The 19,115-nt window shown below is 59.4% G+C and carries 21 protein-coding genes; 9 read left to right on the forward strand and 12 right to left on the reverse strand.

The features are described 5' to 3' along the window. Positions 1–57: 57 nt before the first annotated feature. From Q8N04_08495 to Q8N04_08505, 3 genes are all read left to right on the forward strand, one after another. Entirely contained in the window at positions 58–987 is a 930-nt protein-coding gene (locus Q8N04_08495; protein MDP3090701.1) for a PhzF family phenazine biosynthesis protein, read from the forward strand. Between the two features lie 225 nt (positions 988–1,212). Then, the gene (locus tag Q8N04_08500) at positions 1,213–2,241 is read left to right on the forward strand and encodes a zinc-binding dehydrogenase (protein ID MDP3090702.1); all 1,029 of its coding nucleotides are present in this window, start codon (positions 1,213–1,215) and stop codon (positions 2,239–2,241) included. 437 nt (positions 2,242–2,678) lie between these two features. Then, positions 2,679–3,113: a CBS domain-containing protein gene (locus Q8N04_08505; protein ID MDP3090703.1), complete on the forward strand. Its 435-nt coding sequence runs from the start codon at positions 2,679–2,681 to the stop codon at positions 3,111–3,113. Positions 3,114–3,209: 96 nt separating this feature from the next. Here Q8N04_08505 and Q8N04_08510 read toward each other — a convergent pair whose 3' ends face one another. The 3 genes from Q8N04_08510 to Q8N04_08520 are packed head-to-tail and all read right to left on the reverse strand — an operon-like array spanning position 3,210 to position 4,564. Further along, positions 3,210–3,722, reverse strand: a complete 513-nt coding sequence (locus Q8N04_08510; protein MDP3090704.1) for a MogA/MoaB family molybdenum cofactor biosynthesis protein — start codon at positions 3,720–3,722, stop codon at positions 3,210–3,212. Between the two features lie 17 nt (positions 3,723–3,739). Next, positions 3,740–4,066 (reverse strand): (2Fe-2S) ferredoxin domain-containing protein, encoded by a 327-nt coding sequence (locus tag Q8N04_08515; protein ID MDP3090705.1) that lies wholly within the window; start codon positions 4,064–4,066, stop codon positions 3,740–3,742. Positions 4,067–4,120: 54 nt separating this feature from the next. Further along, the gene (locus Q8N04_08520; protein ID MDP3090706.1) at positions 4,121–4,564 is read right to left on the reverse strand and encodes a gamma-glutamylcyclotransferase family protein; all 444 of its coding nucleotides are present in this window, start codon (positions 4,562–4,564) and stop codon (positions 4,121–4,123) included. A 194-nt stretch (positions 4,565–4,758) separates the two neighbouring features. Here Q8N04_08520 and Q8N04_08525 point away from each other — a divergent pair, with 194 nt between their 5' ends. After that, complete coding sequence (locus tag Q8N04_08525) at positions 4,759–5,289, forward strand: hypothetical protein (GenBank protein ID MDP3090707.1); 531 nt, start codon at positions 4,759–4,761, stop codon at positions 5,287–5,289. Here Q8N04_08525 and Q8N04_08530 read toward each other — a convergent pair. Next, the gene (locus Q8N04_08530) at positions 5,264–5,584 is read right to left on the reverse strand and encodes a non-heme iron oxygenase ferredoxin subunit (GenBank protein MDP3090708.1); all 321 of its coding nucleotides are present in this window, start codon (positions 5,582–5,584) and stop codon (positions 5,264–5,266) included. The two genes, Q8N04_08525 and Q8N04_08530, sit on opposite strands and share 26 nt — an antisense overlap. A gap of 160 nt (positions 5,585–5,744) precedes the next feature. Between Q8N04_08530 and Q8N04_08535 the strand changes: the two genes are divergently transcribed. Continuing rightward, entirely contained in the window at positions 5,745–6,290 is a 546-nt protein-coding gene (locus Q8N04_08535) for an HNH endonuclease (protein MDP3090709.1), read from the forward strand. Between the two features lie 232 nt (positions 6,291–6,522). Here Q8N04_08535 and Q8N04_08540 read toward each other — a convergent pair whose 3' ends face one another. Continuing rightward, positions 6,523–6,975, reverse strand: coding sequence for a hypothetical protein (locus Q8N04_08540; protein ID MDP3090710.1), 453 nt, complete (start codon positions 6,973–6,975; stop codon positions 6,523–6,525). Positions 6,976–7,110: 135 nt separating this feature from the next. On the opposite strand from Q8N04_08540, the gene Q8N04_08545 reads away from it, so the two are divergent. The 4 genes from Q8N04_08545 to Q8N04_08560 all read left to right on the forward strand — a co-directional run bounded on the left by Q8N04_08545 (position 7,111) and on the right by Q8N04_08560 (position 12,640). After that, positions 7,111–7,779: a bifunctional precorrin-2 dehydrogenase/sirohydrochlorin ferrochelatase gene (locus tag Q8N04_08545; GenBank protein ID MDP3090711.1), complete on the forward strand. Its 669-nt coding sequence runs from the start codon at positions 7,111–7,113 to the stop codon at positions 7,777–7,779. A gap of 14 nt (positions 7,780–7,793) precedes the next feature. Continuing rightward, complete coding sequence (locus tag Q8N04_08550; protein MDP3090712.1) at positions 7,794–8,102, forward strand: MTH1187 family thiamine-binding protein; 309 nt, start codon at positions 7,794–7,796, stop codon at positions 8,100–8,102. Between the two features lie 223 nt (positions 8,103–8,325). Further along, entirely contained in the window at positions 8,326–11,178 is a 2,853-nt protein-coding gene (locus tag Q8N04_08555) for an ATP-binding protein (protein MDP3090713.1), read from the forward strand. A gap of 55 nt (positions 11,179–11,233) precedes the next feature. Beyond that, positions 11,234–12,640, forward strand: coding sequence for an outer membrane protein transport protein (locus tag Q8N04_08560; protein MDP3090714.1), 1,407 nt, complete (start codon positions 11,234–11,236; stop codon positions 12,638–12,640). Positions 12,641–12,658: 18 nt separating this feature from the next. Here Q8N04_08560 and alr read toward each other — a convergent pair whose 3' ends face one another. From alr to argC, 7 genes are all read right to left on the reverse strand, one after another. After that, positions 12,659–13,792, reverse strand: coding sequence for an alanine racemase (gene alr / locus Q8N04_08565; GenBank protein MDP3090715.1), 1,134 nt, complete (start codon positions 13,790–13,792; stop codon positions 12,659–12,661). Positions 13,793–13,820: 28 nt separating this feature from the next. Further along, positions 13,821–14,384, reverse strand: coding sequence for a ribosome recycling factor (gene frr / locus Q8N04_08570; GenBank protein MDP3090716.1), 564 nt, complete (start codon positions 14,382–14,384; stop codon positions 13,821–13,823). A gap of 19 nt (positions 14,385–14,403) precedes the next feature. Then, positions 14,404–15,129 carry a UMP kinase gene (gene pyrH, locus Q8N04_08575; GenBank protein MDP3090717.1) on the reverse strand — a complete coding sequence of 242 codons (726 nt, stop codon included), beginning with the start codon at positions 15,127–15,129 and terminating at the stop codon, positions 14,404–14,406. Beyond that, positions 15,126–15,722: a translation elongation factor Ts gene (gene tsf, locus Q8N04_08580; GenBank protein MDP3090718.1), complete on the reverse strand. Its 597-nt coding sequence runs from the start codon at positions 15,720–15,722 to the stop codon at positions 15,126–15,128. The genes pyrH and tsf overlap by 4 nt, the downstream gene beginning before the upstream one ends. A 58-nt stretch (positions 15,723–15,780) precedes the next feature. After that, the gene (gene rpsB, locus Q8N04_08585) at positions 15,781–16,548 is read right to left on the reverse strand and encodes a 30S ribosomal protein S2 (protein MDP3090719.1); all 768 of its coding nucleotides are present in this window, start codon (positions 16,546–16,548) and stop codon (positions 15,781–15,783) included. A 225-nt stretch (positions 16,549–16,773) separates the two neighbouring features. Beyond that, positions 16,774–17,979: a bifunctional glutamate N-acetyltransferase/amino-acid acetyltransferase ArgJ gene (argJ, locus tag Q8N04_08590; protein ID MDP3090720.1), complete on the reverse strand. Its 1,206-nt coding sequence runs from the start codon at positions 17,977–17,979 to the stop codon at positions 16,774–16,776. 56 nt (positions 17,980–18,035) lie between these two features. Beyond that, positions 18,036–19,088 (reverse strand): N-acetyl-gamma-glutamyl-phosphate reductase, encoded by a 1,053-nt coding sequence (gene argC, locus Q8N04_08595; GenBank protein MDP3090721.1) that lies wholly within the window; start codon positions 19,086–19,088, stop codon positions 18,036–18,038. Positions 19,089–19,115 lie beyond the last annotated feature (27 nt).

Raw genomic sequence — 19,115 nt, forward strand, 5'->3', positions numbered from 1 at the left:
AGACCTTTTTGAACATGCCGGGGAGGTTATCGTCAGGATTTATAGGAGTAGCTACAAATGCCTGATCGCCGCTCGCTGAAGTTCTACCAAGCCGATGTGTTTACCTCAGAGCCGTTCGGGGGCAATCCCGTTGCCGTGTTTCCCGAGGCCGACGGGCTCTCCGATGATCAACTCCAGCAGATCGCCCGGGAAATGAACCTCTCCGAGACGGTTTTTGTGTTCCCTCCGACCGATCAGGCGGCGGTGGTCCGGTTGCGGATTTTTACGCCGACGCAGGAACTGCCTTTTGCCGGCCATCCGGTGATCGGCACGTTTTATCTCCTGGCGCAGCTCGGACTTGTGCCGCTCACCGGCGCGGTGACCCGCCTGCTCTACGAGTGCAACATCGGCTTGTTTCCGGTGGAGTTGCGCGGGGTGGGGAAGCAGATTGAGCATGTGGTCATGTCGCAGCCGAAGCCGGAGTTTCTCGACGCGGTGGACGATGAGGAAGACTTCTACAAGCTGGCCATATCGCTCGGGCTCCCGAAGTATGCGGTGGCCGAGGCCAAGTCGCCGATCGAGGTAGTGTCGACGGGGTTGCCGGTCCTCATCCTGCCGATCCGGACGCTGACGGCGATCCGGTCGATCCGGCCCGATCCCTCTGCCATTACCGATCTCTGCGGTCGCTTCGGCGCCAACGGCATCATGGTCTTCACGACGGTCACGGTTGAGCCGGACTCGACGGTCCATACCCGCATGTTTGCGCCGGCCATCGGCATTCTGGAAGATCCCGCCACCGGCAGCGCGAGCGGCGCCTTGGGGGCCTATCTGGTGCATCACCGTATTATTGACGTGAAGCCGACGACCGAGATCGTCTCGGAGCAGGGCTACGAGATCGAGCGGCCCTCGCGCATTCTCATCCAGGTCGATTCGACCGACGGAGTCATTCAGGCAGTCAAGGTCGGGGGGGAGTGTGTGATGGTGGTGGAGGGCGAGCTGAAGTTCTAACAGGTTGCTGAAAAAGGCCGCCAGCTTCGTTCTCGCCTCGAAAGCATCCTCAACGTACCCCTGAGGGTACGCCTCCGGTGCTTTCGTCGTCTGCGGCCTTGCTGACGACCTTTTTGCGCAACCTGCCGGGACGTGATTTTTACGATCAGTATTTCTCTCAAGCTTCTCCTAATTGCTTCCGATCTAGTTCTATAGGGTAGGGTGTGGTCTAGCAAGGAGCTGAATATGAAAGCTGTCTTATTTCGCGCGCATGGTGGACCGGATAAGTTGAGCTATGAAGATATGCCGACGCCGACGATCGGGCCTGATGAGGTGTTGGTCAAGGTCAAAGCCTGCGCGCTGAACCATTTGGATATCTGGATCAGGCAGGGGAATCCGGCTTATCCCATGCCGATGCCGCATGTGTCAGGATCGGACGTGGCGGGCGTCGTGGAGCAAGTCGGCGCACAGGCCGATCACGTGACGGTCGGGCAGCGCGTGTTCATCTCGCCCGGGATCAGCTGTTGGAAGTGCGAACAGTGCCTGGCAGGACGGGACAACTTCTGCCGCTCCTACAGCTTGCTGGGGGCGATGATGCACGGCGGTTATGCCGAGTATGTGAAGGTGCCGTTCCGCAATGTGATGCCGATTCCCGAGAACCTCTCGTTCGAACAGGCGGCGGCGTTCCCGCTCGTCTCGGTGACCGCGTCGCATATGTTGTTTGCCCAGGCCGGTCTCCAACATGGCGAGACGGTGTTGATCATGGGCGGCGGGAGCGGCGTAGGGACCATGGCGATTCAAATGGCCAAGCTCGCCGGCGCACGTGTGATCACAACGGTCGGATCGGATGACAAGATCCCCAAGGCGGTGGTGCTCGGCGCCGATGCGGTCATCAACCATACGAAGGAGAAAGTGGCAGATCGCGTGAAGCTCCTGACCGAAGGCCATGGCGTGGATGTGGTGATCGAGCATATCGGGCCGGAGGTGTGGGAGAGCTGTCTGGCGTCGCTGGCGAAAGGCGGGCGCTTGATTACTTGTGGCGCGACGACCGGTGCTGAGGTGAAGGTGGATCTCCGGTATGTCTATTCCCGCCAGTACACGATCAAGGGCTCCTACATGGGCACGCGGGCAGAACTGGTGAAGGTGGCAGAGTTGATGGGCCAGAAGCGGCTGATTTCTGTCATCGACCGCACGTATCCGCTTCAAGAGGCTCGCGCGGCGCAAGAGCAGATGCTTAGCCGCAAGTTCTTCGGCAAAATCGTCCTGTTGGTGTAAGGATGCTGAAAACGGCCCCCAACTTCGTTCTCAGTCGCATGTCTCCCTGCGACGTACCCCTGTGGGTACGCCTCAGTCGCCATGCTCCCTGCGGCCTCGTTGGCTGACCGTTTTGAGCATCCTTCGTGTTTGCTCTATTGAAAATACATTCCAGTCTCACACTTCTCTCGTAAACAATCCTCAACGTAGCCCAGAGGCTACGCCTCCGGTTTTGACTCGGCTGCGGCCTTGCTGGAAGGGCATTTTGAACAGACGTTGCTTCTGAATCTTAGACGTGGAGCTCATCCTCAGTAGTACCCTTCTCTTCGGCCTGACCCAGGCGCTCTTTTGCAGTCATCCTTCCCACGTATGCGAGTATAATAGGTTAGCCATCATACTGGGAGAACGAGCGCCGGCGTTCTTTCCACTCGATACCATCAACGAGAGGGAGGGAAATCATGTCTACCGTATCCAAGATCATGAGCAAACATCCCAAAACCGTCGGGCCGGCGGTGTCGATCGTAAGTGCGGCCAAGAAAATGCGGACGGCCCGAGTCGGGTCGTTGCTGGTGAAGAAGGGCAAGCAGTTGGTGGGCATTGTGACGGATACGGATATTGTCCGCCGGGCAGTGGCCACGAGTAAGCCGCTCGGGAAGCTGACAGTCGAGAAGATTATGACAGCGCCCCTGTGCACGATCGAGGGGAGTGAGTCGATAGACGATGCTCAGGAAATGATGGGCGACCTGGGTGTGCGCCACCTGGCCGTGACCAAGGGCGGGGAGATTGTCGGCGTGGTCTCGGTGCGGGATGTGATGTTGTCGTACCGGAAGTATGCGCAGTCGAACATCTCGACGGAAATCCGTTATTCGGAACCGAAGATCGGGCAGGACTGAAAAAAGCCATCAGCTGTCAGCGTTCAGCTTTCAACCGAATCAGAGGGCTGGGTGAGTTTTTTGGGTGTATTGAAGGCTGACGGCTGATGGCCTGTTCTATTTCGTGAGTTCTTTGACGAGATGCCCGAGTTCTGGAAGGATCAGCTTTTCCATCGCCAGGCGGACGGCGTTTTCTGAGCCTGGGGTGGAGAAGAGGACGCGGCCTTTGATGATGCCGGCGGTGGCCCGGCTCATGATGGCCGGTGAACCGATTTCTTGATAGGTCAGATAGCGAAAGACTTCGCCGAATCCATCCAACCGTTTTTCCAGCATCGCATCGACCGCTTCAAAGGTCGAATCCCGCCGAGAGATCCCGGTCCCGCCGTTGACGATGATGGCCTGGACGGCTTCGTTGGCGATGCCTTCGGTGATCCGCGCGGTGATCTGGGCCGGCTCGTCTTTCACCAGATGGTAGGCGGCGATATTGTGTCCCTGTTCCTTCAGCAGCTTTTGGATGAGCTGGCCGCTCGTGTCCGTTTCAGGCGTGCGGGTGTCGCTGCAGGTGATGACCATGCACCCGATACTTCTGGGTGCATGGTGTTTGTGTTCATGATGGGTCGCGCTGGCCATACTTCGCTCGTTGGAAATTATTTCCAGGCCGCGTCCGGATTCAGTTTCGCGGCCGGCGTTCCCTTGATGATGTGTTCATCGAGGATGGTGGCGACATCGGCTTCCGTCACCTTCGAGTACCAGGTGTTGTCGGGGTACACAACCACGGTCGGGCCCTGTTCGCAGGGGCCCAGGCATCCGGTGCCGCTCACGAGGACCTGCCCCGGTTGCACGCCGCGTTGCATGAGCCCCATGTTGAAGGCCATGAGCAGCTGCGCGGCTCCGGCGCTGCCGCAGGAGGGCTTGGGGTGTCCCGGAGGACGGGAGTTGGTGCAGACGAGAATATGATGCTTTGGCTTTGGCATAGTTCCCTCAGTTAGAGTGGGTGATGTGTGAACACAGCGCGTGCGTCGCGCTGCCTACGAAGGCCGGTAGGCTTGCCACTGTTCGACGGCTTCCTCCGGCATTTTCCACTGTTTGAGTCCTTTGATGACCCAGTCGAGGTAGTGGTCTTTGGGTTTGAACTTTCCGATGGGATTGGCGGCGTAGGTCGTCACGAGTTCTTTCTCGCCGGCTTCGGTCAAGACCGTCACCTGCAGGTGCCGGTAGGCGCCCGGCGGGACGTCCTGCTCAAACTCATCCATAATCTTCAAGTCCTCGTCGGTCAGTTCAAAGACCGCGCCCCAGACCTTTTCTCCGGGGGAGGGAGCGATGCTGGAGAGTCCGCAACGCCACTGTGCCGACCATCGGCAGAACTTGATGGTGTGATCGCCCAGCGTGGCCAGATAGAGGAACTGATGTTCCGGAGCCCGGCGCTTGAGTTGGGTCAGATTGAGGTTGTCTCCGTACAGAAAGAATTTCATGCGAGGCGCTCTTGGTGATTCGAGTGACGATGGTGCCGCGTTACTTGTAGCACACCGGCTTTTCTTCAGACAAGCGGCCGGCTTCGCGCGGGGGATCGTCCATTGACAACCATCCAAGCGCTTCCTAAGATGCCTGCGGTGCGTGTTCGCCCGTCAGCCCATCGTCCTCTCCTATGGAATTGAGTATCTGAACTATGAGTACCGATCCGTCTCTCTCGACTGCACCGTCGGAATCCTCGTTCTTGGTGAGAACGCTCCACTATGCGGTGGTGGCCGTGCTCGTGTTCGGCGGGCTCTACTACTTTGTCACGAAGCCGCCGTCTCTCAATCCGATGGCGGACAAGCAAGCGGCCGAGGCGCTGGCCATGGTGCAGACGCATCAGGCGATCGGGTTTCCGACGATTCTTCAAGCGATGAACGAACATGTCCGTTCGATGAAGGACCGCGGGCAGGGGGTGCGGCTCGGCGAGTGGCGCGTTAAGCAGGTAGAAGGGGACATCTACGAGATTCGGCTGCAGTTGCGCGATCAAAGTGTAAGCGGCCAATGGTTTGAGCGAGAATTTATCTGGCACGCACACTTGGGGAAAAAGAAGGTCAACGCCGCCTCGGTGCCTGCCGACGGCGTGACGCCGATGGCGCCGGATTCCGATCGGCCGCAGACGCCTGCGCCGCCGCTGCCTGGCGCCCCTCCCATGCCGCCTATGTCAGGTCCTCCGGGAGTCTGATCTGAATCTGGCCGTCGACGACACGCACGTCGCAGCAGGCCACCGTGAAGTTCGGATTGTTCACACGCTGGCCGGTTCGCAGGTCGAATTTCCATTCATGCCAGGGGCATTCGATGATGCCCTCCTTCAGTTTCCCGTCTCCAAGCGGCCCGCCTGCATGCGGGCAGGTGTTGTCGACCGCATAGAGCGTCCCGTCGACATTGCAGAGCGCGATCCAGATGCCGCTGACGTCCACCGTCTTTGTTGATCCCGGAGGCACGTCGGTGAGCGCGGCCACGGTAACGAATTCATTCATGAGGGGCAGTGTCCCAAAAAACGGATAGCGGCGTCTAGAGGGCGATAGATGCGGGGTTGCTTGATTTCGCCAGGGGCCTATGGCATAAAAACAGCATATACGCTCTTGATAAACTGGATGGCCTCTCAGAGAGGAGCCAGGTAGGGAATGAGGTTGCTGCATGGAAATGACTCTCCTGCTCAACTCGACGTACGAACCGCTGCGGGTGGTTCACTGGCAAAAAGCCATTGCCCTTCTGTGGCAAGGCAAAGTCGAAGTCCTCGAAGTCTACGACCGCGAAATCCACGGCATCTCCCTCTCGATCAAACTGCCCGCAGTGATGCGGCTGCTCAAACTGGTGCGCCTGAAAGACAGCCACCGGGCGGTGAAGTTTTCCCGCATCAATATTTTTACGCGCGATGGCTACACCTGCCAATATTGCAACCGGAAATTTCGAACGGAAGAGTTGACCTTCGACCACGTGGTTCCTATTGCCAAGGGCGGGAAGAAGACGTGGGAGAACATCACCACGGCCTGCTGGCGCTGTAACAATCGCAAGAGCGGGCGGACGCCGGACGAAGCCGGGATGAAGTTGAAGAAGAAACCGGTGAAGCCGCGCTGGAGCCCGGTGATTACGATTACGATCGGGATCCGCAACACGCCGGAGAGCTGGCGGGACTATCTTTACTGGAATATGGAGTTGGACGCCGACCCTGCTGAGACGTAGTCAGGCTGTTGAAACAGACATTCTCACCCGCCCAACCCCGCACGCGCCGAGACGCGTGCTGCCCGAAGGCTTCGTTCTCGCCTCGAAAACATCCTCAACGTACCCCTTCGGGAAGAAGCTGCTCTGGCAGCTTGGGGCGGGTGGGTGAAGAATATGACGCCTCCGGTTTTGACTCGCCTGCGGCCTTGCTCAAAACGTGTTTGAACAGCCTGCAAGACTTTTCCCCGTCCAGCTATTTGACTGAATCCAAGACAATTTCGAAGTCTCGGCCGCCCGGGAGGGTGGGATTCTTGGCGTAGCGTCCTTCGATGTCGCCAGGCTGCGCCGGTCCCGCCTGGCCGTCGCGGTCGAGTCGGGCCACGATGTCGACCATCCCGCGCAGTTCCGATCCCTCGACCATGACATCGGCGTTGGTGATTTCAAAGGAGGCCGGAAATGTCGGGTGGTCGATGCGTTTGGCGGCAATGGGACGGGGCGGACCCTGTGGACGCTTCACGATCACGAAGAGCACGTCGGTGGGTTTGACCTGATCGGCCAGATTCGGGGCGATGGTGACCCGTCCTGCGACGACCGGTTCTCCGGTGGCCGGATCGCAGCTATGGGCGAGTCCGAGCCAGGCGGCGAGGGCCGCCAGACCAATGATACTGCCTGCCATTCCGATCGCTTGTCCTGATATGCCGGCCATGCATCCTCCAGAGTCTCAATGAGCGTCGCATTATAGACAGGTCGCGGGGAAAAGGGGAGGGTACGGTTTACGGCCAGGAAGACGCTATTGTATGATGGCTGCCAGTTACACCTGTGCCGTATGGAGGAACACGTTATGGCTCCCAATCCTGGTTTTCCCTTGGTGCTTGATGTGAAGGGCTTTTCCGTCCTGGTGATCGGCGGCGACGAAGAAGCGGCGGACAAGTCGCAGCGGTTGCTTGAGTCCGGCGCCCGGGTGACGGTGATCAGTCCGACACTGCATGAAACGTTGAAACTGTTGGCCGCGTCCGCGAAGGTCATTCATCGCGGCCGGCATTTCCGCGAGACCGATCTGGAGCATACGATACTGGTGCTGAATACGATCCGTGGAGATCGGGATTTTGCCCGAATGTTGCTGGCGAAGGCTCGGGAAAAGGGATTTCTCCTGTGGTCGGTGGACATGCCGGAGCTGTCTAGTGTCACGATGCCGGCGGTGGTGGCGGTCGGGCATGCCCGGGTCGCGATCAGCAGCAGCGGGGTGGCCCCGGCGTTGTCGGGATTCATGAAGGAAGACCTGGAGCGTATTCTCGATAGCGAGTTTTCGGCCTTTGTCGATTGGCTCGGTCATCTCCGCGAGCAGGCGAAGGCGAACGAGCCCGATGCGGACAAGCGGCGCGCGTTACTGCGCGAAGCGCTGGACGGATTTCGTCTCTTGGGCAAAGTGCAATATCCGAAAGTCTGGCAGGAAGAGCGCGCCCGTCAGACGGCCGCGGGGGCGGCGGCACCGGCTGCCAAAACCACATAAAGGAGTCGGCGACCATGGTCTTACTTGAATTCAGCATGTCCCCGTTGGGCAAAGGGGAGAGTGTCGGGAAGTATGTTGCCCGGTCGCTCGACATTATCGACAAGAGCGGTGTGGACTATCGGCTCAATCCGATGGGCACCGTGCTGGAAGGGGAATGGGACGAAGTCTTCGGGGTCGTGAAGAAGTGTTACGAACGGATGCGCAAGGATTGTGGACGCATTTCCTGCACGATCAAGGTCGACTATCGCAAGGCGGCAAAAGGCCGGCTCTCCAGCAAGGTGGCCAGCATCGAGAAGCAACTCAAGCGCCGGGTGAAGCAGTAAGCCGCTCCGCTCTCCTGCCGGACCGGTCAACAGCGCCTGCCGGATCGGCTCTGTTGATCGGTCTTTCCGCGTGATCCATCCCTTCCGCCGTACGATCTTCTCTCTTGAAGTCCCTAGCCTCCCTTCCTATACTAGCCTCGCCGGAATCCGGATATCCGGCGCGGGATGCGGCCTAACGAAGGCCCTCCGTCGCGTGCGGCGTGTTCCCAGAGGGGAGGGTGCTATGCCTATTCAGTCATTGGACGGTATCGAACCGGCAGTGCTGCCGTCGATCGAGTTATTGCCAAAGGAACGCAGAATCCTTGACCGGCCGTTCATGGAATTTCGCCCGTTCGGGTTGGACGAGCAAGGCCAGACGATCAGGGATTTGAGCGGCATGAGCATTCGGGCGGTCATTCTCGATCTGGAGAAGACGCTGACTCGTGAACGGGGGGACGGCGCAGGCCCGGAGGCCGTCGACGAATTGTGCGTGCTGTTGAATCAGCGCATCAAAGATTCCGTCTACCATGTCACGCCGGAGTTTCTGAAGAACCCCTGGAATAGCTACTCCTACGAATTTGCCGCCTACCTCTACGAGTTCTGCGAATTATTGACCGGCGACCCGAACTTCATCTTCGCGGGCGGGATGGAAAAAATGTCGCCGATCATTCAGGTGTTGGCGCGACCCTTCTCGCTCGAACAGATCTACGGCATGTTTCCCTATTTCGGCAACAAGTTTGCCTCAGGTTCGGTCGAATGCCGGGTGGTCGACGTGACGCCGGGTTCCGCCACGCTCGCCATGCGCTTTTCCGACCGGACGCTTCGCCAGTTCGGGCCATTCAGGCGGCGGTGCACCTATCTGGTCTGTCAGTCCGCCCAGGGCATTTTCGCGGCGGTTCCGGCGCGCGTGCATGGACTGCCTCCGGCGACGTTGACGAATCTGTCGTGCGTCTCCAACGACGATGACTGGTGCCGATGGCTGATTCGATGGCAGAGCGACGGGCCGGCGCGATGGGGACGGGCGTCTCAGACGCTGGCGGCATTGCCGGTGCCGTCCGGGGCGGCTCCGCGTGAGGCCGTTGCGGATGAGTCCAGGCTGGGTCTCTTGCAGCGCGAACCGGCGTGGGATGGCTGGGGCAACTCAGGCTCCCGGCGCGAGTCGCACTGGATTCTGTGGAGCGGGTTGATCGGGGTGTGCCTTGCGGGAGGACTGCGCCTTCTGCTCCCCGCCATGGGGCCGGCTGAGATGGCGCTTGCCGGATTGAGTCCGGTCATCGCGGCCGGATGGCTGATGCAGCGCCGTCTGCGGAAGGAAAGCCGACAGCGGGAATCGCTTATTCGGGAACAGATCGCCTTCGTCGAATCGCGGCATGAGGAATTGCGCGAGGCCTATTTAGGGCAGGAGCAGACGCGGGTCGAGTTGCGACGGAAGGTGACGCAACTGACGGCCCTGCATCAAGCCGGACTCCTGTTCAGCGCGACGTTGGATCGCGATACGCTGCTTGAGCGTGTCCTGGAAACACTCACGCACGACTTGCATTACGACCGTGCCATGGTCTCGATGTTCGATCCCTTGCGCAGTGTGATTCGGCATGTGCGCGTGATCGGAGCGTCCGATGAAGTCTTGGCCTACTCGCATGATTGTGAGGTGCCGGTGACGGACCGGAACAGCCCTGAGGGGATGGCGGTCCTGCAAGGTCTTCCGCTGTTGATTGCGGATATCCAAACGGTCTGGCAGGAGCTCCATCCGATAAATCGACGGCTCGCGGAACTGAGCCGGACGAAGTCCCTGATCATCGTCCCGCTGAAAGCCAAAGACCACATTCTGGGGATCCTGACGGTCGATAGGACGCATGAGCCGAGTTTGACGAAGGACGACCTTGAGCTGATGACCACGCTGGCGAATCAGGTGGCCATCGCGCTCGATAATGCGGCGGCCTATCAGCAGATCGAGGAATGGAACGTCGGATTGGAGTTGAAGATTCGGGAGCGGACCGAGGCGCTGGAGCAGGCCGACCGGCTGCGGTCGCAGTTTCTCTCGCATGTCTCGCACGAGCTGCGCACCCCGCTGACCTCCATCAAGGGGTTTGTGCAAAATCTCTTGGATGGACTCACCGGTCCGCTGAACGAGAAGCAACGGCGGTATCTGTTCCGCATGCTGGATAATTCCGACCGGCTGATCCGGATGATTGAAGATCTTTTGGATCGGACCCGGATCGAGGCCGGCCGGTTGGAAGTTCATCCTGTCGATGTGGATCTGGAATCCTGTTTGACGGACGCGATTGAGCAACTGCGCCCGCTGGCCTCCGCCAAGCGGCAGCGGCTGGGCCTCAGTGCGCGCGATACCCGCATCGAGGTGTGGGCCGACCGCGATCGATTGATTCAGGTGGCGGTGAATCTGATCCAGAATGCCGTCAAGTATACGCCGGAGGACGGTGAGATCACGGTGGCGATCGAATCATCCAGCCCGCGGTTCGTCCGCATTCTGGTCAGGGACACGGGGCCGGGGATTCCGACAGAGGATCTCGATAAAATCTTCGATCCGTTTTTTCGTGTGCAGCAGGGGCAGCGGAGCGGCCCGAAGGGGCTCGGGTTGGGGCTCTCCATCGTCAAAACGCTGGTCGAGCTGCAAGGGGGAAGCGTCTCGGCCAAAAACTGGCCGGCAGGGGGAGCCGAAGTCTCGTTTACGTTGCCTCTCCGATCGACGATCCCATCGTCTTCGCCCAGCCTGCCGGCTGCAGAGCGGCGCGTGCTGGTCGCCGACGACGATCCGGACATTCGGCAGTGGCTGTTCGACCGGTTGAAGGCCAGCGGATATCACCCGGAGGCCGCGACGGACGGGGAGGACGTGCTTGTTGCGGTCCAGTCGATCGGCTATGCCGGTGTCCTTCTCGATATCGGTTTGGGACGGATTGATGGATTGGCCGTCCTGAAAGAGATTCGATTGCAGAATCCCGAAATCCCGATCCTCATCATGACGGCGTCGGGCTCCCAGGAACTGGCGGTCCAGGCGATCGGGATGGGTGCGCAGGCGTATTTGCTCAAGCCGTTTGAGGCCGGTGAGTTGCACGCGGTCATGGAGCGGTGGTTTCAATAATCTTGAGAAGGTGGGGTCGGAATGACTCGATGGCCACCACATTTCGGAGGGTATCTTGATCACAGCGGGACGGAGATGCGGACGATCGTTGCTGGCCGGTATGGTCGTGGGGGGTGTCCTTCTATCGATCTGGTTCTCCCCTCCAGCGTCGGCTCAGGTGCCGAGGATCCAGGGGCAGGGGACGTCCGCGTCCGGACAAGGAAACGCGTTCGCGGCTCAGGCGGACGATCCGTCGGCGTTGCACTACAACCCCGCGGGCATGACACAGCTGCGCGGCGTGCAGATCATGGCCGGAGGATTGCTGACCGGGGGGACCACCAGTTTCACCGGCGCCTCCGGTGCCAATGCCACCGGTACTCGCGACGGGAGCCTGGCATGGCCGGCTCCGGGGCACCTGTTCATTACGGCGAATCTGGGCGACCTTGGAGCGACGATTTTGAGTGGATTGACCGTCGGGATCGGCGTGACGTCGCCACTCGGCTCAGTCAGCCGGTATCCGGACAACGGCCCACAACGGTTTAAAGCCGTCTTCTCTGCGATGCCGCTGCTCGATATCAAGCCCACGATTGCCTATCAAGTCACGCCGGACTTGTCGCTGGGGCTCGGCGCCGATATCTATACATTTTCAGACATGCTGGGCGAAGGGCATTTTGAGAAGCAATTCATCACCCCGCCAGGGTCGCCTGCCGTGTTTGGTACCGCCGGATCGAGAGCGGAGCTCTATGGGAAGGGAACGGCTGTTGGCTTCAATGCCAGTCTCCTGTATACGGCGTTGCGCAACGCCGACGGAAAGCCGGTTGCCAATATCGGTATGGTCTACCGGAATCAGGTCCCCTTGCCCTTGCGCGGCGGGATTCTGGCCAACGGCGTGAAGACGTCGGATGCCTCGACCACGTTTGTCTTGCCGCAAGTCATCTCCGGTGCGATTGCGATCTGGCCGACGAGAACAGCCGAACGCGAGTGGAAGCTTGAACTGGATGTGGATTATGTCGGGTGGAAATCAGTCAGGAGCTTGGATATTTATCTTGCCAACGGGGCGGTCATTCCTCAGCCGCAAAACTGGCGCGGCACCTACACCGTGATGATCGGGACCGAGTATCGCTGGCTGAAGTTGGAATCGTTGCCGGAGTGGGAAATGGCCGTTCGCGCCGGCTATACCAATTCGCCGACGCAGGTGCCTGACTTGACCTTCGATCCGGCGGTGCCGTCGGCGGATGTCCACATTCCTTCAGTCGGATTCGGCCTGGTGTGTAAGGAAGGGGGCACGATGTTGGGGATTCGTTGCGGCGATTTCGGGTTCGGCCCGATCAAGCCCAAGGCCGTGGGATTCGACCTGTCCTATCAGGCCTCTTTCTACGAACAGCGGACGGTGAGTTGCGGATGCGCCCTGGCGACAGCGGTCAATGGACTTTATCGGACGGCCTTCCATACCGGCGGGATCTCACTGCGCGTGAATTTCTAGCCGCGTACTACGAGAGGGCTAGGAATTCTGATAGCGGCGTGGGATGCGTGGGCCGATCGCGCACAGCGTTTCGTAGGCGATCGTGCCGGTCCATTCGGCCAGATCTGCAGCCGTAATCTGATCGGTTCCCTGACGGCCGATCAGGATGACCTCGTCCCCAACGGCAGCGTCCGGGATCTCCGTCACATCAATCATCACCATATCCATGCAGACCAAGCCGATGACCTTGGCGCGCCGCCCGTGCACGAGGACGTCTCCTCGATTGGACAGCCGTCGGTTGAATCCATCGGCATAGCCGATCGGGAGCACGGCCACACGGGTCGGCCGTTTTGCCACGAAGGTCGCGTTATAGCTGATGGTGCCGCCGGTTGGGATGGCGCGCAGTTGTGCGATGCAAGTCCGTAGGGTCAAGACCGGTTTGAGGTCGGGTGCCGGGATCGATTTCGGCAAGGTGTGATAGCCGTAGAGCATGATGCCTGGTCGAATCAGCGAATAGTGCGAGCGCGGATAGCGAACGGCGGCACCGCTATTCGCGGCATGAATCAGCGGGATAGAAAGGCCACGGGCCGTGATGCCATTCACGACGTCCTGAAAGAGCGCGAGTTGTTGCTCAGTTTGGCCGGTCGTGGGTCCGTCGGAATCGGCAAAGTGAGTCATCAGTCCTTCGATCCTGAGCGAAGCCGGCAATGGGCCTGAGTCGATGAGGTTTAACAGCTCGTCCGTAGCCAGTCCGAGACGGCCCATGCCTGTTTCCACTTTGAGGTGAATCGGGTAGGGGGTCGCGAGCGAGGCCGTGGCCTGCGCCAGAGTCGGGAGCAACGCACGATCGCTCAGGACGGGCGTGAGCCGGTGGGCGATGATGTCGTGGAGCTGTTCTGCGAACAGAGGCCCAAGCATCACAATAGGAACGGTGATCCCGGCCGATCGGAGGGCGATGCCCTCGTCGAGCGAGACGACGGCGACACGCGTGACTCCCTGTGCGACGAGTGATCGCGCAACCTCGACGGCGCCGTGGCCGTAGGCATTGGCCTTGACGACCGCCATGATCTCGCATCCGGGCGAGAGGAGACGGCGCAACTGTGTCAGATTATGGATCAGGGCGGAGAGGTCGACGGTGGCGTAGGTCGGAGAGGATGTAGAAATGGTCGGCACGCGATGAGGATGGGTCTGGAAGCCTGACTCAGACTTCCATGATCTCCTGTTCCTTTTTCTTGATCACGTCGTCGATTTTCTGCCCGTACTGCTCGGTGAGCTTCTGGGTTTCCTGCTCTCCCTTGCGCAGTTCGTCTTCGGTCAACTTCGCATCTTTTTGGAGCTTCTTCAACTCTTCGTTCGCATCGCGCCGGAAACCGCGGATCTGCACTTTGGTGTCTTCGCCGTGTTTCTTGCAGATCTTCGTCAATTCCTTGCGGCGCTCTTCGGTCAGCGGGGGAAGGGGAACCCGAATCATTTTGCCGTCGTTTGAAGGGTTCACCCCCAGTCCGGAATTCGCCAGGGATTTTTCAATCTCTTTAATCAATTGAGGTTCCCAGGGCTGAATCGTAATGAGCCGCGCTTCCGGGGTCGAAATGTTGGCGATCTGTTTGAGCGGTGTCATGGTGCCATAGTAATCGACCCGAATGCCATCCAGGAGCGCCACCGAGGCCCGGCCTGTGCGGAGACCGGCAAGGTCCCGCTTGAGGTGTTCCACGGCATTGTCCATGTGGGTCGTCAGGGTTTGCTTGACTGCAGCTGCGTTCGACATGGCGGTACTCCGTAATGAGCTAGCGCGGGCTGATCGTAACCAGCGTGCCGATGGGTTCGCCGAGTGCGACCCGCTTGAAGTTCCCCTGCTCGGTCAACTTGAACACGATGAGGGGAAGGTTGTTGTCCATGCAGAGGCTGATGGCCGTCGAGTCCATCACTTTTAAGTTTTGGTTCAGGATCGAGAGAAACGGGATCTCGCTGTACTTCTTCGCCGAGGGATTTTTCACCGGATCGGCATCGTAAATCCCGTCCACTTTGGTTCCTTTGAGGATGACCTGCGCGCCGATTTCCATGGCCCGTAGCGCGGCAGCGGTATCGGTCGAGAAATAGGGATTGCCGGTGCCGCCGGCGAAGATCACGACGCGGCTTTTTTCCAGATGGCGGATGGCTCGACGCCGAATATAGCCTTCGGCTAGTTGGCGCATTTCAATGGCGGATTGGACGCGGGTGATGACGCCGACCCGTTCCAGAGCATTCTGGAGGGCGAGGGCATTCATGACGGTGGCGAGCATGCCCATGTAGTCGGCAGAGGCGCGTTCCATCCCGGATGCGCTGGCCGCCAGCCCGCGGAAAATGTTGCCGCCGCCGATGACGACGGCAACTTGGACGTCCAGGGCAACGACAGAGGCGATTTCTTGCGCCAGTCCCTCAAGGACGGATGGCTGAATCCCGTAGCCCTGCTCACCGGCCAACATCTCCCCGCTGACTTTCAGGAGGAGGCGCCGGTATTTCGCAGAACTCATGCTTGGCCTAACTGAAAGCGGGTGAACCGGCGGATGTTCATGTTCTCGCCGATCTTGGAAATCTTCTGCGCCACCAGGTCTTTGACGGTGACGCTCGGGTCCTTGATGAAGGACTGTTCCAGCAGGCAGTTCTCCTGATAGAACTTTTCCAGCTTGCCTTCCACGATTTTCGGCAAGGCCGCCGCGGGCTTCCCCAGTTCCTTCGCTTGCCCTTCGAAAATAGCTTTCTCTCGTTCGACCAGGTCTGCGGGGATGTCCTCGCGCTTGACGTATGATGGATTGGCTGCGGCGATCTGGAGCGCCAGGTCGTTCACGAAGGCTTTAAACTCTTCGTTGCGCGCCACAAAGTCCGTCTCGCAATTGACTTCGATCAAGACGCCGATCTTCCCACCCATATGAATATAGGAATGGATCAACCCCTGATTCGTTTCACGTCCGGCTTTCTTGGCGGCCGCGGCCAGGCCTTTTTGCCGGAGGTAGTCGATGGCCTTCTCGACATCGTCGCCGTTTTCCGTCAACGCCTTCTGGCAATCCAGGATACCGGCGCCGGTTTTTTCCCGAAGTTCTTTCACAAGCTGACTTGATCCTGCCATGGTCCTCTATCCTTACGCGGTGAGAGAGATCGTCGTGAATATTAGGTTGTCGAATGCGTTATGCGACGGGAGCCGCGCTCACTGCGGCCGGCTTTCCGCCTGCGGCCGGAGCCGCCTGGAAGTCGGCTTCATCGCGCTGCGTCTTGATATGCGCGCCTTCGATGCAGGCGTCCGCAATCTTCGAGGTGATCAGCTTGATGGAGCGGATGGCGTCGTCGTTCCCCGGGATCGGGTACGTGATGTTATCGGGGTCGCAGTTGCTGTCCAGAATCGCGATGACGGGGATCCCCAGTCTGGTCGCTTCCTGCACGGCAATCTTTTCAATGCGGGTATCCAGCACGAAGATGGCGCCCGGAAGGCCGCGCATGGTCTTGATGCCGGAGAGATACTTCTGCAATTTGACGATGTCTTTCTGCATGAGCATGATTTCTTTTTTCTTCAGACCATGCTCGGTGGGGTTTTGCAGCGTCGTTTCCATTTTTTTCATCTTGTCGATGCTGAGACGAATGGTCTTGAAGTTCGTCAGCATGCCGCCGAGCCAGCGCTGGTTCACGTAAAACATATTGGCGCGGGTCGATTCCTCTTGGAGAATTTCCGCGGCTTGCCGCTTGGTGCCGACGAAGAGGACGGTTTCACCGGCGGCGACGGTGTCCCGGACGAAGGCATAGGCCTGTTCCATCCGCGTGAGCGTCTGCTGCAAGTCGATGATGTAGATGCCGTTGCGTTCACCGAAGAGATACTTCTTCATCTTTGGATTCCAGCGGTTCGTCTGGTGTCCAAAGTGCACGCCTGCTTCCAGCAATTCCTTGATCGCGACCACTCCCATGCCTTCACCTCCCTTCGAGGCTTGCCGAGCACCCGCCGTGCGGGTGAGGGGAACGAATCCCCTTATTCTCAAGCCAAGCAGCGCTTTTCTTCGCTGATGTTAAATTTAAGTACTATTTCTGCTGACGCCGATGGTGTGAGCAGAGTTATCCGATGCACCTCTAAAGCCTCGGCACGCTATCATAGCTACAGTGGATTTTCAAGCGGTTAGGTGCGGGGTTCATCCTCAGGATCGATAGCTTGCGTTGATGCGAACATAGTCGTACGACAAGTCGGTCGTCCACATGTGGGCCGCTGCCTGTCCTTGCCCGAGATCGACCGAGATCGTAAATTCCTTCTGCTTGAATACCTGCGCGATTTTCCGTTCCGCCGCCAGCCCTGTTCCCATTCCTCGTTTGACCATCACGACCTTGTCGAAGCGCACCGTCACGATGTCGGGATTGATGGGAACGCCGGATCGTCCGAGGGCGCCCATGACACGTCCCCAGTTGGCGTCTTCACCGAACAAGGCCGTCTTGACTAAATTAGAGGTGGCGATCGTGCTGGCTACTCGCTTGGCCGCTGCGACGGTCTTCGCTCCGCCGACGGCGATTTTGACGACCTTCGTAACGCCTTCGCCGTCACGACAGATGGCCAAGGCCAGCGCCTGCGACGCCTCAGTCAGCAGTTGTTCGAACTGCCGATAGTGCTTAGAGCCTGATTGGATGGTCGCGTTCTTCGCCAATCCGTTGGCCAGGCAGAGGACCGTATCGTTGGTGCTGGTATCGCCGTCCACCGTAATACAATTGAAGGACTGATCGACTGCTGATTTCAGCGCGCGCTGCAGCGCGGCCGGCGCAATGGCGGCATCGGTGGTCAAGTATCCGAGCATGGTGGCCATATTGGGATGGATCATGCCTGAACCCTTGGCCATGCCTCCGATGGTCACGACTCGGCCGCCGATCCTGGCTTGAACGACGACGGTTTTCGGACGTAAGTCGGTCGTGAGGATGGCTTGAGCGGCCTGGCGTCCGCCTGTGCGGCTGAGTGTTTCGATCAAGGTCGGGATGCCTGCCTGCACGCGATCGATCGGGAGCACCCGTCCGATGACGCCGGTCGATCCGACGAAGACCTGATTCACCGGAATCGCCAGGCTCTTGCCTATGGCCGCGGCCATGGCAACAGCTGCCCGAAGCCCTTTGGCGCCGGTACAGGCATTGGCGTTCCCGCTGTTGACGATAATGGCGCGGCCACGACGCTGCCGGAGATGACGGCGATCCAGAGTCACCGGTGCTGCTGCGACACGGTTTTTGGTGAAGACTCCTGCGATGGGACCTGCGACGGTCGATACCACGAGAGCCAGGTCGAGGATGCCCGGTTTCTTAATGCCGCAATGGATGCCGGCGGCTTCAAATCCTTGTGGCGCGGTCACGCCTGATGCCTGTGCGTTCATAGTTGTCATCTCGCTGAAAGGTTACTCAAGAATGCTGTGACGTTGTTGCGTCGAGGTCAGGGGTAACTGCTCGGCGCGGTGAGCCCCGTTTCCTCCGGAATTCCCATCATTAAATTCATCGCTTGAATGGCTTGGCCGGCAGCGCCCTTGACCAGGTTATCCACGGCCGCGACGGTAACGACCCATCCGGCTCGCTGGTCTGCATAGACCCCGATATCGCAAAAGTTCGACCCTTTGGTGTAGCGGGGGTTCGGGACGATATCTTCGTAGAGACGGATAAACCGCTCGCCTTTATAGAACTCCCGGTACAGGGCTCGCAATTCCGGCAGCTTAATCTCTGTCTTCAGCTTGCAATAGGCCGTACTCAAAATACCCCGATTCATTGGGACGAGGTGGGGGGTAAAGGCGATCGTGACCGCGCCGGGCGTTCCCATGACACCGGAGAGCTCCTGTTCGATCTCCGGAATATGGCGGTGCTTGCCGATCTTATAGGGCTCCAACGATTCATGGGCTTCCGGAAAATGGTAGGGCAGGCCCGGACTTCGTCCGGCTCCGGAGACTCCGGATTTCGCATCGATGACGATGGAATCGAGTTGGACGAGTCCTTTGGCGAAGAGCGGCGCCATCTGCAAAATGGCCGCAGTCGGGTAGCAGCCCGGTGACGCGACCAACGTCGCTTTTGCGATGGCGCTCCGATGGAGTTCCGGCAGGCCATAGACGGCTTCTTGAAGCAGCGCCGGGTGGGCGTGCGGGGTCTGATACCATTCTTCATACGCCGCCACGTTTTTGAGCCGATAGTCCGCACTCAGATCTACCACCAGTTTGCCGGCCTTCAGGCAGAGCGCAACCGGCTCTTGCGATTTCGTATGGGGAAGCGCGAGGAACAGGGCATCGGCCCGTTCGGCCAGAGCCTCTGGTGCCAGCGCTTCGAACGTGTGCCGCACGACGCCGGTCAGGCTGGGGAAGACGGAGGCTACGGATTGCCCGGCTGATTTCTCAGAGGTCACCGCAGTGATATCAAAGTAGGGATGCGCGGCGGCCAGACGGACGAGTTCTGCTCCGGCATAGCCGCTGGCTCCTGCGATCGCGATGCGAAATTTCTTAGGCATGACCTGTCATCCTGTCCAGCTGGTGCT

The sequence above is a fragment of the Nitrospira sp. genome (assembly GCA_030692565.1).
Classification (GTDB): Bacteria; Nitrospirota; Nitrospiria; order Nitrospirales; family Nitrospiraceae; genus Nitrospira_D.